Annotated in this window: 11 protein-coding genes and 1 pseudogene; 5 read left to right on the forward strand and 7 right to left on the reverse strand. The window is 40.9% G+C overall.

The window, feature by feature from the left end; genetic code table 11:
* Positions 1-91: 91 nt before the first annotated feature.
* Both IPJ86_10210 and IPJ86_10215 read left to right on the forward strand, forming a co-directional pair.
* The gene (locus IPJ86_10210) at positions 92-658 is read left to right on the forward strand and encodes an RNA polymerase sigma factor (GenBank protein ID MBK7887638.1); all 567 of its coding nucleotides are present in this window, start codon (positions 92-94) and stop codon (positions 656-658) included.
* Positions 659-812: 154 nt separating this feature from the next.
* A complete protein-coding gene (locus IPJ86_10215; GenBank protein ID MBK7887639.1) occupies positions 813-1,133 on the forward strand; it encodes a hypothetical protein in 321 nt (106 codons plus the stop codon).
* A 152-nt stretch (positions 1,134-1,285) separates the two neighbouring features.
* Here IPJ86_10215 and IPJ86_10220 read toward each other — a convergent pair whose 3' ends face one another.
* The 5 genes from IPJ86_10220 to IPJ86_10240 all read right to left on the reverse strand — a co-directional run bounded on the left by IPJ86_10220 (position 1,286) and on the right by IPJ86_10240 (position 6,770).
* Complete coding sequence (locus IPJ86_10220; GenBank protein MBK7887640.1) at positions 1,286-2,320, reverse strand: DUF4421 family protein; 1,035 nt, start codon at positions 2,318-2,320, stop codon at positions 1,286-1,288.
* A gap of 349 nt (positions 2,321-2,669) precedes the next feature.
* A complete protein-coding gene (locus tag IPJ86_10225; GenBank protein ID MBK7887641.1) occupies positions 2,670-3,092 on the reverse strand; it encodes a hypothetical protein in 423 nt (140 codons plus the stop codon).
* A gap of 41 nt (positions 3,093-3,133) precedes the next feature.
* Positions 3,134-4,210, reverse strand: a complete 1,077-nt coding sequence (locus tag IPJ86_10230) for a hypothetical protein (GenBank protein ID MBK7887642.1) — start codon at positions 4,208-4,210, stop codon at positions 3,134-3,136.
* 69 nt (positions 4,211-4,279) lie between these two features.
* On the reverse strand, positions 4,280-4,921 hold the full coding sequence (locus IPJ86_10235; protein ID MBK7887643.1) for a class I SAM-dependent methyltransferase: 642 nt from the start codon (positions 4,919-4,921) through the stop codon (positions 4,280-4,282).
* A gap of 346 nt (positions 4,922-5,267) precedes the next feature.
* Positions 5,268-6,770 carry a hypothetical protein gene (locus IPJ86_10240; GenBank protein ID MBK7887644.1) on the reverse strand — a complete coding sequence of 501 codons (1,503 nt, stop codon included), beginning with the start codon at positions 6,768-6,770 and terminating at the stop codon, positions 5,268-5,270.
* A 79-nt stretch (positions 6,771-6,849) separates the two neighbouring features.
* Between IPJ86_10240 and IPJ86_10245 the strand changes: the two are divergent.
* A pseudogene (locus IPJ86_10245) lies at positions 6,850-8,051 on the forward strand (GlmU family protein).
* A gap of 137 nt (positions 8,052-8,188) precedes the next feature.
* Here the strand turns inward: IPJ86_10245 and IPJ86_10250 are convergent.
* Positions 8,189-8,374 (reverse strand): hypothetical protein, encoded by a 186-nt coding sequence (locus IPJ86_10250; protein ID MBK7887645.1) that lies wholly within the window; start codon positions 8,372-8,374, stop codon positions 8,189-8,191.
* On the opposite strand from IPJ86_10250, the gene lon reads away from it, so the two are divergent.
* Together lon and IPJ86_10260 are read left to right on the forward strand one after the other, a co-directional pair.
* Positions 8,373-10,931: an endopeptidase La gene (lon, locus tag IPJ86_10255; GenBank protein MBK7887646.1), complete on the forward strand. Its 2,559-nt coding sequence runs from the start codon at positions 8,373-8,375 to the stop codon at positions 10,929-10,931. The two genes, IPJ86_10250 and lon, sit on opposite strands and share 2 nt — an antisense overlap.
* 246 nt (positions 10,932-11,177) lie before the next feature.
* Positions 11,178-13,157 carry a dehydrogenase E1 component subunit alpha/beta gene (locus IPJ86_10260; protein MBK7887647.1) on the forward strand — a complete coding sequence of 660 codons (1,980 nt, stop codon included), beginning with the start codon at positions 11,178-11,180 and terminating at the stop codon, positions 13,155-13,157.
* Here the strand turns inward: IPJ86_10260 and IPJ86_10265 are convergent.
* Complete coding sequence (locus tag IPJ86_10265; protein ID MBK7887648.1) at positions 13,084-15,387, reverse strand: hypothetical protein; 2,304 nt, start codon at positions 15,385-15,387, stop codon at positions 13,084-13,086. The two genes, IPJ86_10260 and IPJ86_10265, sit on opposite strands and share 74 nt — an antisense overlap.
* Between the last annotated feature and the right edge of the window lie 78 nt (positions 15,388-15,465).

Below are 15,465 nucleotides of genomic sequence, written 5' to 3' on the forward strand. Positions count from 1 at the left end.
TCAGAATTCAAATCTATATCCGTTACAATAGGAAATATGGTTAATCGTCATTACCCTTGCAATGTCAACGACCTCAACTTATAACCTTCCGATGGCTACACAGGACGAAACCATTCTCAATGCGGTGAAGCAGTACCGCAAGAGATTGTATGATTTCATTCGTGTGCGCGTCAAGGAAAGTGCTGATGCTGAAGATATTTTACAAGATGTCTTCTATGAATTAACTTCCAGTTATCGTGTTTTACAACCTGTAGAACAAATGGCCGCCTGGCTTTTTCGGGTCGCACGCAATAAAATCACCGATAGATACCGAAAACATAAACCTTTGTTGTATGATGATATGCATCAGGGAAATTCGGAAGATGGTGAACCCAATTCCTTCCTGGAAGAATTGTTGGGAGCAGGTGATGATCCCGGATTTTTATCCAAAGACAATGAGTTAATCCGTGAAGCATTACTTAAAGCATTAGAAGAGCTTCCTTCCGAACAAAGAGATGTTTTTGTGCAACATGAATTGGATCAGCGAAGTTTCAAAGAAATTAGTGACGAAACAGGAGTACCGGTAAATACCCTTCTCTCCAGAAAACATTACGCAGTGAAATTCTTAAGAAAGAGATTAACTTCATTATATAAAGAATTGTTCGATGATATCGAATAGGAACTCTCGTCATTTTCATATCATCTGCGATGATATGATCTGACGAGATGGGAGGAGCGCTCGCTCCGACCTTAACCTTAAACCATGAAGCAGAATCGCGAAAAGCGATACGCTTCATGGGACCCCTTAAACTTTAAACCTTAAACATTCAACTATGAACTCTAATTTTATTCTCAAAGCTGTCGCAGGATTTATTGCGATGTTCTTAATCGTCGGTGTTGTGCTGATGTACTTATGGAATTGGTTAATGCCAGAATTATTCCAATGGCAAACGATTACCATATTTCAGGCATGGGGTTTATTGTTAATTGCTAAAATACTATTCGGTGGAGGTGGAGGACATTTTAAGAACAAATGGAAGGGAGCCTGGGGAGAACATATGAAACAAAAGTTGGAGGCAATGTCTCCTGATGAAAGGGAACGCTGTCGTCAACAATTAGAAGCACGTTGTGGGAAATGGAAGAAGGAAGCATGAAAATTATCTTTTTTTAAAAGTGGAAGTTTTATTTTTTTGCTGCTTTGGAAATTTTATATCTAGTATAGTATTTCATGATGATTCAAGTAATGATTTTATATTCTTTAACCAAAATGTGAGCGCTTCTAAATTCTAATTAACAGGAACTCTCATTATATTTTTTTGTAAATTCCTGATGATCTGACTTTTTTAAGCCATCCATTATTGGCAACATTAAACCGATAGCCTAGAATGAAGGTGCCGGAAATGAACGAGGGTTGAATATTGACTCCTTTACCTTTTATCCAATGCCGATCGTTGGTTCCGGTGACCAACAGGAAAAATCGTTCTGCATTGTAGCCCAAGGATACTCTGGTATCAAGTAGTAGAGTTGCATAATAGCCGGAAGTCCCTTTTTTATTCAGATAATGATAATGGCGTTGTTGAGCATGTAAGCTGGGAACGAATAATAAATTTGCAAAGAAACGCTTGAAAAAAACAAGTGTTCCTGTCAAGCCGGCTCCTACCCCGAAACCCGTATGCGAAAGACCTTTTATAGTACTTGAATTTCCGTATTCGTTTTGAAGCAATGCTGGAATCATGGAAGAGTCGGACATGATTCGTTCATTCATAAAATTAGCTGTTAACACTCCGGAAAAAGACGAGCGCAGTTGCCGGAAGCCACACGAGTAAACAGATTTGTAAGCGAATTTATTATGATTTGTGAAATAATAAATCTTGGCTTTAATGAGGTTGGCACTCATGCCCGACGATTTGAAATAGGGAGTCGTGTCATTAAATTGAGGGATATAATTTCCTGATGTCTCGTCGTAAAATCCTTTAAAGAACCGGTAACTGCCTTCAAATAAAATTTTGTTGGATCCAATCCCAAGGAAAAAATTGCTGTTTCGGGTATTGCCTTTCCTTTCGTTGAGCTTTTCCTTGGTTTTGAATAATAGCTTTAAAGCCAACTTGTCAAAATCTGCAATAAAGCCGATGGCATTGCGTGCTTCTGTATCGAAATTAATAGCAGTTGCAGAGCCAGTATCTGCACTTATGTCAATATTATAACTGCGCTCAGACACTACAAGCCCCAGACTCAATCTGTTCTTACAAGAAACGTAAAAAGTAGTATCCCAGTTCTCTTGTGCAAATGTTCTTGTGCTGAGGTTGAATAGTAACACAAAGGCAAACATTTTGTTAAACATGACGCAAAAGTATTCTAAAGAAAATTAGAAATGAATTTGTCCTTTTCTATTTAGTTGGTTAATAGAAATCTAAATCTAGCGCTTAATGAAATGTTATTTACTTCGGGCTACCGGCTATGGGCTATCACTACCTTTTACGCGTTATAGTAAGAGTAGCACCGCTCTGCATTGCGAGTTGTATTCTTCACAGGAAAATGAGCCTGGTGACTTTGTGCTAAGTATTTAGAGTATGAAGTATCAAACAATAGAATAGATGGATAAGTTGGATATTAATATTCAGGTTGCCACAAAACACTTAACCTTGGCAATAATAGATATTATCAACCCATCGCGAAGCTTCACGATTAAATTAGTTCTTATTCTCAGCATCCTTTTGACCTTCTTCTGTTTCGGTAGAATTCAATTTTTCCTGATTGTTGCGGTCTTCAATTCTTTTTTTAACCTGTGTTCTGCGTTGATCCTTCATGGCTTCATATTTCTCCAGTTGTTCAGGGTCAAGAATCGCTTTTACTTCGTTATCAAATGTTTGACGAGCTTCTAACGATTTTTCACGGTCACTGCTACGTTGTGCTTCAACTTTTAAAGCTGCAGCTTTTACTTTTGAAGTTTGATCGTCATTGAGTAAGAGTTTTGCTTTTAATAATTCTGTGCGTTTTTCAGCCCTTTGTTCAGGTGTTAACTGCTGCGCTGCTTGTCTTTTTTCCTGCGCTTCTGCATTGTTTACGAATGAAATTCCGAGTATGAATACGATCAGGCAAATTATGTTTTTCATAGTTATACGTTTAGTTTAAGATATCAAATATATGAATTAGTTTAATTGATTGTATGTTTTTTTTCTGAAGGGCCTTGGAAGTTTTTCTTATTCTGTCTTAGCATTTCTTTCAGACTCATTTTAACCAGATCTCCCATGCTTTTGCACTTCAGGAATACAGGGTTGTCGTAATACCGGCACAATTCATCTTTAAGCTGGTCCGTTTTCTCCGGTGTACTTATGGTATCCTGACTCATGCAGTCGAGGAGGTCTTTCAGCATCCTTTTCCCGGCTTTAATTCGTTTGGCGATGAGGGTTCGTTCCTCAAATTGATATTGATGAACAGTTTCGTGTGTCATCAGATCTATAGCAAGCTTTACAATAACATTATTCTCTTTGAAGTATTGTGGCATATATAAAGTCCTTCTTCCTTCATAACTCTGTTGGTCGAAGTCAATGGCACGGATGCGGTAATGCACTTCTTCAAAGTCGGGAGTGATGTCAACTACATAATTGTATGCCCGCATATCTCCCAGCAAACGAAGAAAGCATCGTTCATTAAATTTTACAAATTCTTTCGCCAGGCGTATGGCGTTAATTCCTTTTTTCTCCAGATGGTTTTTAATAAACATATCGCCTGGAATCCCTGCTATATGTTCTTCTACCAGGGTGTCATTACTTACAAAATAACTGATGCGGTTGGGTGATAAAATATGTTCCAGTTCCAATCCGTAAATTCGTGAGGCGTCTGCTTGCTTGATATAGAAATAATCAAAATTATCATTTAGATTATTCACGATTTTTATTCGAAAAGGTTTTGAGTTACCAAAGGTGCAATAATCCACACGTTCGACATATAAGTGTTCTATAACCGATAAATCTCCTCCCGTTTTTAGTTGAGCATATATATGCGTTAGTGCATTATTAATATACGCCATTTCTGAAGGTGGATAATATACACTTTCCCATAAAGTATCCTTTCCTGCGCGATCATAGTAGGGGAATGCTCCATTAAAGTGGAGAAGATCTTTATAATCTATTTCAGCTTGAAATTTTCTCCCATAACCTTTCAGATATTTCCGTAACAAAGGACTGATTGGGTAATTGGGCTTTTTTAAAGAAATATGGTCGTCATGCATAGGCTTCGGAGATGCACGAATGTACGAAAACGGTGTGGTATAGTTCTTCGATTTTATAATATTTCGAAATCACTTTTTCCGAATCAAACTCAGTCCGTCACGTATCGGTAGCATGGTTAGACTGACCCGGTCATCAGATCGAACTTTAGAATTGAATGCTGCAATGGACCTGGTCTCCAAATCCTGTTTTTCTGCCGGTTTTAATACATGGCCGCTCCATAAAACATTGTCGGCGATGATAATTCCGCCTGAACGAACTTTATCGATGATAAGATCATAATAGCGGATATATTCTTCTTTGTCAGCATCAATAAAAACGAGGTCAAAAGTGTTTGGAAGAAGTGGGATAATCTCCAGGGCGTTCCCGGTTTTTTGTATGATCTGAGAAGCCCATTTCGAGGCCGAAAAATACTTTTTGCTAAATGATTCCAGTTCATCGTTAATGTCGATGGTAATGAGTTTCCCATCCGGTTGGAGTCCTTCGCAAAGGCAAAGTGCTGAATAACCTGTATAGGTACCAATCTCTAAAATTGTTTTCGGCTGCAACATTTGGCTGAGCATCGCCAGAAATCTGCCCTGCAAATGTCCGCTGAGCATGCGTGGATTTAACACTTTCGCATAGGTGTCACGGTTCAGCTCCTGCAATAACACTGACTCGGGCGAACTCATTATTTCGCAATATTTCAGTATTTCTTCAGCTATAAATTCCATCAGGAACGCGGATTAAACGGATTAAATAGATTTTCGCAGATTTTTTTGGCCATTAATTTTTGTCACAATTTGAAATTTCCACTCTCTCACTCTCACACCCTCAAACACACACACACACACACACACACACACACACACACACACACTCTCTCTCTCTCTCTCTCTCTCTCTCTCTCTCGAATTTTCGTACATTCGTACATTCGTAAATTCGAACTTTCGTATTTCGTAAATTCGTACCCCTGAAGCAGAGAATAGAAAGATGAGAGGGCTCATCTTTCTATTCACGCTTCAGGGGATATTCGTAATTTCGTAACCCCCCCGATAAAGTTGTATGTATCAAAAAGTATTATTCCAACCGATTAAGTCCGGCTTTCGCTTTTTGATCTAAACTGTTTTGGTATTCATGATCCCGTAGCTCAAGTGTTTTCTTATACCATTCAATCGCTTTGGTTTTGTTGCCAAGGTCTTCATGAATTTGTGCGGTATGGAGACTTGCACTCGCCGCAAAATAAAACTTTTGACTAGCGCCATTTTGATAGGTGCTTTCATACAACTCTAAGGCTTTTTCTTTTTTCTCTTGCTTGTCAAAAATACGGGCCAGTCGATAGGTGTATTCTAATTGATTTCTTAGAGAAGGGAAAAGAGAGATGGGTTTACCGGCAAGTTCAGCTAAGGCGCGTTGATAGTAACCCCCATCAAAAAGAAGTCTTGATTTTAACAAGATGGTATTGGGTACTTCACCACTTTCCAGTTCTTTGATGGCGGCTTTGTCTTCGTCGGTAAGGTCTTCCCCTTTGGCAGCAATAGTGCATTTTGAGATGTAGTTTTTATATCCGGCCATGTCACCCTTTAATAGTCTTATCCATGCCAGTTTTTGCCAGGCTGATTTGACATAGGTGGTACCTCTGTAGTTTTGTAAATATTTTAAATAATACTTTTCAGCAGTAAAATCCATACTGAATAACCGTGCATTGGCTTCCATGAAATTCAGGTAATGAAGAGGTTGCCCTTCAGTTTCTGCAGGGCGCCTGGAAAGTAAGTCAATAACACTGTCGTTTTCCGCTGCTGCGAAATGAAAAATGCTCTTTGCAAATAAAAGTATAGGACGCTGATGGATATCTTTTACCGGATAGAATCTTTTTCGAATGACATCGTTGTCTTTTTCCTTGCCCAGATTGAGCTCCAGGAAGGTTAACATCACAATGGTTTCGTCTTTTAGATAATGTAATTCACTGTTACGGTAGCAGGCGTTTAATAATAACTTGAGTTCTCCAAGACCTTGTTTAATACTACCGCTCAATCCCAGCATATTCGCTATCCATTGGTAGTTTTTGGGAATGGTCCCCACTGCAGCATGAATTAATCCGAGTCCACGGAGATTCTGTTTGAAGTCGGGGTATTCTTTTTGATTTTCTTCGAGTAGTTTATAAGCTTTTCGTACATCATAGGCTGCAACAATAAACTCCTCAAAGCGCATTCGTGCAATGGCCAGTTGCAGATACATTTCGGCTATGCATAAACGTTGGTAAGGAGATTTGCCCTTGTGTTTTTCCAACAGGTCAATCCGCTCGCTGTTTCTGGCTTTAATTCCCTCCAGTTGTTTTTTGTCTTCGTCGATGAATGATTTAAGGAAGTCGATCTGGCTTTCAATATAGATGGGTAGTAAATTTTCCGGTCGTTCCTTTTTCTCCTGATTGCACAGCTTTGTTGCGCTTTCAAAATCAAGTCGAATGGCTTCAGCATAAGCTTGTTGGCAGTTTTCTGACCAAAAATAATCCGCCCTGACAGTTGTCACTGCCCCACAAATCAGTAGCATACTTAAAAATGTAATCCGGAATAGTTTCTTCATTTTTCTGCGGCGAAGATCAGAAAAGAAAGAGAATTAATTGAATGGAAACCGTTATTTTCACACTCGTAAATCTACTCCTATGCAACTTGTTTTGGCTGATGATCAATACCGTGACCATCTCCTTCCCTTTACATTTACCCGTCCCTGCGCTGATATCCGTTGTGGCATCCTGACGATTCGTCGTAAATGGGAAATCCTCTTGAATATTCCTTCCGGGACATCCGGTTCTCTGACACAGTTTTACTTGTCAGGTTCTTATCCTTTGGTAGCCGGAACAGAATGTCTGGTCATTAATGGAGCGTTGCTTCCTGATGAAAGTATTCTGCGTTTGATAACCGGGTTAAAATTGGACAGCAAATTGTCTGGAAGGATCGTTTACTGGCGGCTGTTCTATATAGAGATCAATTGGTTGGTCTGGATTATGTAAAGCCCGTCGAAAAATTGGAAACCGTGCATTATATCGGTTTGCCGGTATTAGTGCAGCATCCATGGGATATATTCTCCATGAATGAGGAGGCTATTCGATCTGATTTTCAATTGTTAAAAAAGGGAAGGAAGTCGGAATTGATCTCAGGTACCAACCAGACGTTTAAACCGGATGATATTTTTATAGAACCGGGTGCTAAAATTGAGTGCGCAATACTGAATGCTTCAACAGGTCCCATTTATATTGGAAAAGATGCGGAGGTGATGGAAGGCTGTATGATTCGGGGACCTTTTGCATTAGGGGATCAGGCGGTGCTGAAAATGGGTGCGAAGATTTACGGTGCTACCACGATTGGCCCGGGTTCGAAAGTTGGAGGAGAAGTGAGTAATTCGGTGATTTTTGGGAATAGTAACAAAGCGCATGATGGATTTTTGGGAAATAGTGTCATTGGTGAATGGTGCAATCTGGGCGCGGATTCAAATAATTCTAATCTAAAGAACAATTATTCGGAAGTACGGGTTTGGGATTATCCCGCCGGAGATTTTATCGGAACAGGACTGCAGTTTTGTGGTTTGTTTATGGGCGACCATAGCAAATGCAGTATCAATACCATGTTCAACACCGGGACTGTAGTGGGGGTGTTCGCGAATATTTTCGGTGCAGGATTCCCTTCAAAGTTTGTCCCGTCTTTTAGCTGGGGTGCAGATAAGGGTGGAGAAGTGTTCCTGATTGATAAAGCACTCGAACTCGCTGAAAAGGTAATGTCAAGAAGAAAGGTCACCCTGACAGAAGCTGATAAAAATATCCTCAGTCACCTCTATCTGTTGCAATTAAAACCAAAGGCCGAAGATTAAAAATCACAGTGGCAGTAAAATTTGTTTTTTCATTTAAAATTTTGGCTTCCGGCTACCGGCTTCCGGCTTCCGGCTTCCGGCTTCATCATTTTAGAATGAAAATTTCAATGTCAATTATTACTTACTTCTTTCAACCATCAAATACTATTTTCAAATAAAATTGCAACACGGAGTATACAGCCCAAATCCCCCAGCCCACAGCTGGCAGCCGGCAGCCGGTAGCCGGTAGCCGGTAGCCGGTAGCCCATTGGCACAATGATTGAATACGGCGGAGAATTATAAAAGATCAGATCTCCTGCCAATCTGACATAAAATTGAACCATGACATCACAATTTGATAATAACGATCTGCCTATTGGTCAGATGGCCATTAACGATGATGAGCCTGAATTGATTCCTCTTCTGACGAACGAGGACGAAGAATTAATGAATAATGAGCAGATACCGGAAGTAGTTTCGGTACTGCCACTTCGAAATACTGTGCTGTTTCCCGGAGTAGTGATTCCGATTACAGTAGGGCGCGATAAGTCCATAAAGCTGATAAAAGATGCTTATGCCAGTGACCGCATTATTGGTGTGGTTTCACAGAAAGATGTGAGCGTTGAAGATCCGAAGTTGACCGATCTGAACAGCATCGGTACCATCGCTCAGATTTTACGGATGCTTCGTATGCCCGATGGAAACACAACAGTGATCATTCAGGGTAAACGCCGGTTTAAAGTAGCAGACATTGTCCAGGATGAACCTTATCTGCGTGCAAAAGTGGAAGCCTTTTCTGATACTTCAAAAGTGATCAAGGACGAAGAGTTTACTGCCATTGTAGATTCACTGAAGGATATTTCCATGCAGATCATTCAGCAATCGCCGAATATTCCTACCGAAGCCAGTTTCGCCATTCGAAATATTGAGAGTCCTTCCTTCCTCATCAATTTCATCTCCTCCAATATGAATGCGGATGTAGAGAAGAAACAAATGCTGCTGGAGATGAACGACCTTAAGGATCGCGCGACCAAAGTGCTCGAACATCTCACTAAGGAATTGCAAATGCTGGAACTGAAGAATCAGATTCAGAGTAAAGTGAAAACGGACCTCGATAAGCAGCAGCGCGAGTATTTTTTAAATCAGCAGTTGAAAACTATTCAGGAAGAATTGGGCGGAAATACTCCTGACAAGGAGATCTCTGAAATGCGTGAACGGGGTCGTAATAAGAAATGGAGTAAGGCGGTAGAGGAAGTTTTTAATAAGGAGATGGATCGTCTGAATCGGATAAATCCCGCAGCCGCGGAGTATTCCGTGACGATGAATTATCTCGACCTGTTGCTTGAATTGCCATGGGAAGAGTATACTTCAGATAATTATGATCTGAAACGTGCCGAGAAAATCTTGAATCGTGATCATTTCGGCTTAGAGAAAGTAAAAAATCGTATTCTTGAATACCTGGCAGTCATTAAGCTGAAGAAGGATATGAAATCTCCTATCATGTGTCTGGTAGGTCCTCCCGGTGTTGGTAAAACCTCGCTGGGAAGATCGATTGCAGAAGCATTGGGACGTAAGTATGTTCGTATGTCGCTGGGTGGGCTAAGAGATGAAGCGGAGATTCGTGGTCATCGGAAAACCTATATCGGTGCAATGCCCGGACGGATTATTCAAAACCTTAAAAAAGCCAAATCATCCAATCCTGTTTTTATACTTGATGAAGTAGATAAGCTTACCAATGATTTTCATGGTGACCCAAGTTCTGCATTGCTGGAGGTCCTCGACCCTGAGCAGAATACAACTTTTTATGATAACTATGTGGAGATTGAATATGATCTTTCAAAAGTGTTATTTATTGCTACAGCCAATACCTTAAGCAGTATTCAACCTGCATTGCGTGATCGTCTCGAAATCATTGATATCAGCGGGTATACTCTTGAAGAAAAAGTGCATATCGCACAGCAGCATTTAGTGCAGAAACAGTTGGAAGCGCATGGTTTGAAGAATGGTCAGCTTGCTTTTCCGCCGCAGATGCTTAAGGTCATCATCGAGCAATATACATGGGAAAGTGGTGTTCGGACGCTGGAAAAATGTATTGCATCTGTAGTTAGATCTATCGCAAAAATGGTCGCTATGGATGAACATGCCCCTTCTAAAGTAACGGAAACGCATATACGCAAAGCATTGGGTGCTCCTCGTTTCCTCCCCGACAAGCTGATCAGTAATGATACTGCAGGAGTAGTGACAGGCCTCGCATGGAATTCGAACGGAGGAAGTATTCTGTTTATCGAAACATCACTCAGCAAGGGAACCGGGAAATTAACACTTACCGGTAATCTTGGTGATGTCATGAAAGAATCAGCCATGATTGCACTCGCTTTTTTAAAGGCACATGCAGATAGCTTTGGGATTGACCCCAAGACTTTTGAGCATTGGAATATACATGTTCACGTTCCTGAAGGTGCTATTCCTAAAGACGGACCTTCTGCCGGAATCACGATGTTGACGTCACTTGCTTCCGCATTTACGCAGCGGCGTGTGAAAAATAAATTGGCGATGACCGGTGAAATTACTTTGCGTGGAAGAGTTCTTCCTGTTGGCGGTATTAAGGAAAAAATTCTCGCTGCAAAACGGGCCGGTATAAAAGAAATTATTCTTTGTGCTGATAATGAAAAGGATATTCAGGAGATTAAGAAAGATTATATTAAGGACCTGACCTTTCACTATGTCGAGAATATGTCAGAAGTATTGGATGTCGCGTTAACTGCACAAAAAGTGAAGAATGCCATTTCATTCAATGGCAAGGAAAATGGCAAGGTTTCGGATAAATCAACTGCTACTAAGGTTTTGGAAAATGTGAAATCATCAAAAGTAAAATCAAAGAAAGTAGTTCGGAAAAAGTAAAGGAAATGTGTCTCAGGCCTCTTCCTTTAAGCGCTTGATACGGTCCTAACGTACTATTTACATTTGTCACATCCTGAATTGCCGGAATCTGAAACACTTCCTTTTAACCTGCTGAAAATATAAATTGCAGCTATTGTAACCAACACAATAACAATTACTTCTTGCATATTGCAAATATAAGGCTTACAAAAGCAAAAGCCCTACCTTTGCGGCAATATTTGCTCTATGTTATCTACTGCACCCCTTATCAGGTACAATCGGGAAGGACTTTCCGATGAAACTTTAATTGATCTTTATAAAGCGCTCATAAAACCCCGTATCATCGAGGAGAAGATGTTGGTGCTCCTCCGTCAGGGGAAGTTGGCGAAATGGTTCAGTGGAATAGGTCAGGAAGCTATTTCTGTTGGGACCGCCATGGCTTTGCATCGTGACGAGTATATTTTACCTATGCATCGAAATCTGGGTGTGTTCACGGTTCGAGGTATTCCTTTGAATCGCTTGTTTTCGCAGTTCGCAGGGAAGCCCGGTGGATTTACAAAAGGTCGCGATCGCTCCTTCCACATGGGTACTCAGGAATTTCATATTGTTGGAATGATTTCTCATTTAGGTCCACAGATGGGTGTCGCCGATGGCATTGCCTTGGGTAACCTGTTGAAAGCTAATCCTCATGTTACTGCTGTTTTTACAGGAGATGGAGCAACCAGCGAAGGCGATTTTCATGAGAGTATCAATGTGGCAGCTGTATGGGATCTGCCGGTTATTTTTATCATTGAAAACAATGGATATGGATTGAGTACTCCCAGCAGTGAGCAATTCCGTTGCAAGCAATTTATTGATAAAGCCATAGGATACGGAATGGAAGGCGTTCAGGTGGATGGAAATAATATACTTGAAGTTTATAACACCGTGAATCAACTTGCATCATCTATGCGGGAGAGACCTCGTCCGGTTTTATTAGAATGTATGACCTTCCGTATGAGAGGTCATGAAGAAGCTTCAGGAACTAAGTATGTTCCTCAGGAATTATTTGAGATGTGGGGGAAAAAGGACCCGATTCGCAATTATGAAGAGTTTCTTCTGAGTGAAGGGGTGATTGATGAGGACTTTGTTAAGATGGTCCGTGCAGCTATCAAGGAAGAAATTGAACTCGGACTTGAAATTTCATCTTCAGAAAAGGATATCGAGCCCAATGATGAAAGAGAATTGGCCGATAAGTATGCTCCTTCTTCTAAAGAAACGATTCAACCGGTTTCATCCACCAAAACAGAAAAGCGTTTTTTAGATGCCATCACAGATGCGATGAAGCAAGCGATGGAACGTCATCCCAATTTGGTTATCATGGGTCAGGATATCGCAGAGTACGGTGGTGCCTTTAAAGCGACACAGGGCTTTGTAGAGCAGTTTGGAAAGATGAGAGTTCGCAATACGCCACTCTGTGAATCAGCTATCGTAGGAACCGGATTGGGACTCAGTATCAATAACTGTAAGTCTATTGTGGAGATGCAGTTCGCCGATTTTGTGACCTGTGGATTTAATCAGATTGTAAATAATCTGGCGAAAACACATTACCGATGGGGACAACATGCGGATGTCGTGATTCGAATGCCTACCGGTGCAGGTGTCGGAGCAGGGCCTTTTCATTCGCAATCAACAGAAGCCTGGTTTTTTCACGTACCCGGACTAAAAATTGTTTACCCGGCTTTTCCTGATGATGCCAAAGGTTTGCTCGCCGCAGCTATAGAAGATCCAAATCCGGTAATGTACTTCGAACATAAAGCGTTGTATAGAAGTATTAGCGGAGAGGTGCATGATGATTACTTCACCACAGAAATTGGTAAAGCAAAAGTGGTGCGTGAAGGAAATGACCTCACTATTGTTACCTATGGTTTAGGCGTGCATTGGGCGATGGAAATACTGGATAAGCATAAACATATTTCTGCCGACCTGATTGATTTACTTACGTTGCTTCCCTGGGATGAAAAGACCGTACTGGATTCAGTAAAGAGAACAGGAAAAGTGTTGATGATGCATGAAGATACAATGACGGGAGGAATAGGAGGGGAGATAACGGCAAGGATAGCCGAAAAGTGTTTTCAATACCTTGATGCAGCCCCGGTAAGAATTGCAGCATTGGATACTGCTGTGCCTATGTCTAATGCTTTAGAATGGAATTTTTTACCGAAGCACCGCTTTGAACAGGCCCTGCTATCGCTGTCGGCTTATTAGAGTCAACAGGTAATAAATGCATCAGGCGCTCCAGAGCATTCTTGTTTTCAATGTTTTGTGTGGCATCTCGTAAAAACAATTTTTCTCTCTCAGTGAGATGCCAGCTTAATGATACGCGATCTTCTGTTTCCGGCATTTGGAAGATGACAACGTCCATCGGTACTTTCATCCAGCTTCTGGCATGTTGTAAATACCGGTCGAAACTATAATCTTGCATGATCAGGAAGTTGCCGGATACATTACGCATGGGGGTCATTAATTTTTCCACCAGCGATTTAATCGAGTTGTCTTCAACTTTCAGATGTTTGTACGTGTCCCGAATCTGCAGGAAAACGACACCTGATGTATTTTCGTCAATCCAATCACGAAAAGTGTGAAGGAACTGTATGGAATTCATGATACCGTAATTGTCGCGGATACCGGCATCCATTACCTCAATTGTTGGTGAACTTGGAAGTGAGATAGCCGGCATTACATATGGAAAGGCAGAATTCATTCGAAGTGCACTTGTCAGTTTTAGGTTGCCGGAATTGTTCTCTTTGAAAAATCTTCGGAACTCCACACCGTTAGCAGCAGGCTGAATACCCGATTCATTTAAATGATCGTTTTGCAGCAGGAAGGATACGGGTTGTGAGGAAATATGTAATGCGCGTCCATCGTTGATAATCGTTGGACTTATCACCAGCATCGGGATTTCTGCTGACTTTTCGGCCTGGTCATAATCACTCAAACGTCTGTTTAATACATTCCCGGTATTCTCCAGAAGTTGTTCCTCCCATGCCCAGGCACGATCCTTCGTATAAAAATAGGATCCATCTTTAAACTGCTGGTTGTTGAGGAAGATATCTGCAACAGTCGCACTGAAGACGAGTGAATTCAGCAAATCCTTACCCATATTTTTAAGGTAGCGGTTGTTGATGTCCTGATCCGCGCGCATTAGAGAATCACGGTGGTTGAGAAATAGTTCGCGGTAATAACATAGACTGATCATTCCGCCTGAAGATCCTGTAGCGAATGCCGTATGATGTAATAATTCTCCTCCGTAAACACTATCTATTAGCTGGAGACTTCTAAATGTAAAAACGCAGGATCTTAATCCGCCACCGCTAACATTCAGTAAAACTATTTTTGGTTTCTCTACACCCCTTTCGGCCCATCTTGCTTTCCATTTTTCAAGTATGGCAATGGTGTTTCGTTTATCATGCGTGAGTAAACTATCATTTACCTGTCCTTCGAGTGATTCGCGATTATAGGCCGGGGTCGATTTAGTATAATCAATTCCATAGGCCTTTGTACGCGGATTAAAAAGTTCAAATTGCGAAAGGAAATTAAGAAATAAAAAGACGAGGATCAATGCAGTATTCGCCCAGGATCGCAACCAGTAACGAAAGACACCACTCAACATAATAAACATCGTGAGCAATAAAATGACACTGGCTCCTGCAGGAATTTTAAAAAATGGAAAATCCCGGAATAATCCCAACATAATAAACGTAGCAAATACCACGATCTCCACCACCGCTGCATTCACATGGTTCTGTTTGAACACCTGTTCCAGCATATAGCGTTTGTAATGTCGTGTGTCCCGCACAATTTTAAATTTGGCAGGAAATACCATGTAGGTATCTACTCTCCAGGTGTTTTTTCTGGGTATTCCGGTTAAGGGACGAACAATGGGGCTTTCATCTTTATCCGCATGCGTAATTCCGAAAAGCTTATAAATATCTTTATTCGTCATCATGAAGTAACGAAGTGTGACCAGAATCACCAGCATGATGCCAAAGAGAAATACTAAAATACTAAGCAAAACTTCTCCCACTGACTTCAACTGATTGACGGATTGAAATTGAAAAATCATGATGCAATAAACCAATATGAAGAGTCCGGGGATGATGCAATTATTGTGTGCATATTTTACAAAGGTTCTTGAAAGCGTTGCCAGAAAAGGAAACCGGAAACTATTCAGTATAAAACTTGAAATATTGAAAGCCATGATGAAGGCCCCCAGACTTAATCCCATAATAAAGAAAGCCCTTAAGCCCACATGACCCATGTATTCCGGATCAAGGAAGAGGTAAGGAATTCCAAATCGGGATGCGATCGATTCCGTAATAAACCCAAACAGTAATAACCAGAATAACATGATCACCTGGTTCTTCTTAAAATGCAGAATCACCAGTTGTACCGGAAAGGAATAAAATAATCGGGAAGCGTACCGGTAAAGGTTCATAGTTTGTAGTCGACCTGACTAAAGTATACGCTTAGAACGAGAAAATGTTGGAATTAATATCAAATCTTTACAGCAATT

Source organism: Bacteroidota bacterium (assembly GCA_016713925.1).
In the GTDB taxonomy this organism is placed as follows: Bacteria; Bacteroidota; Bacteroidia; order AKYH767-A; family OLB10; genus JAJTFW01.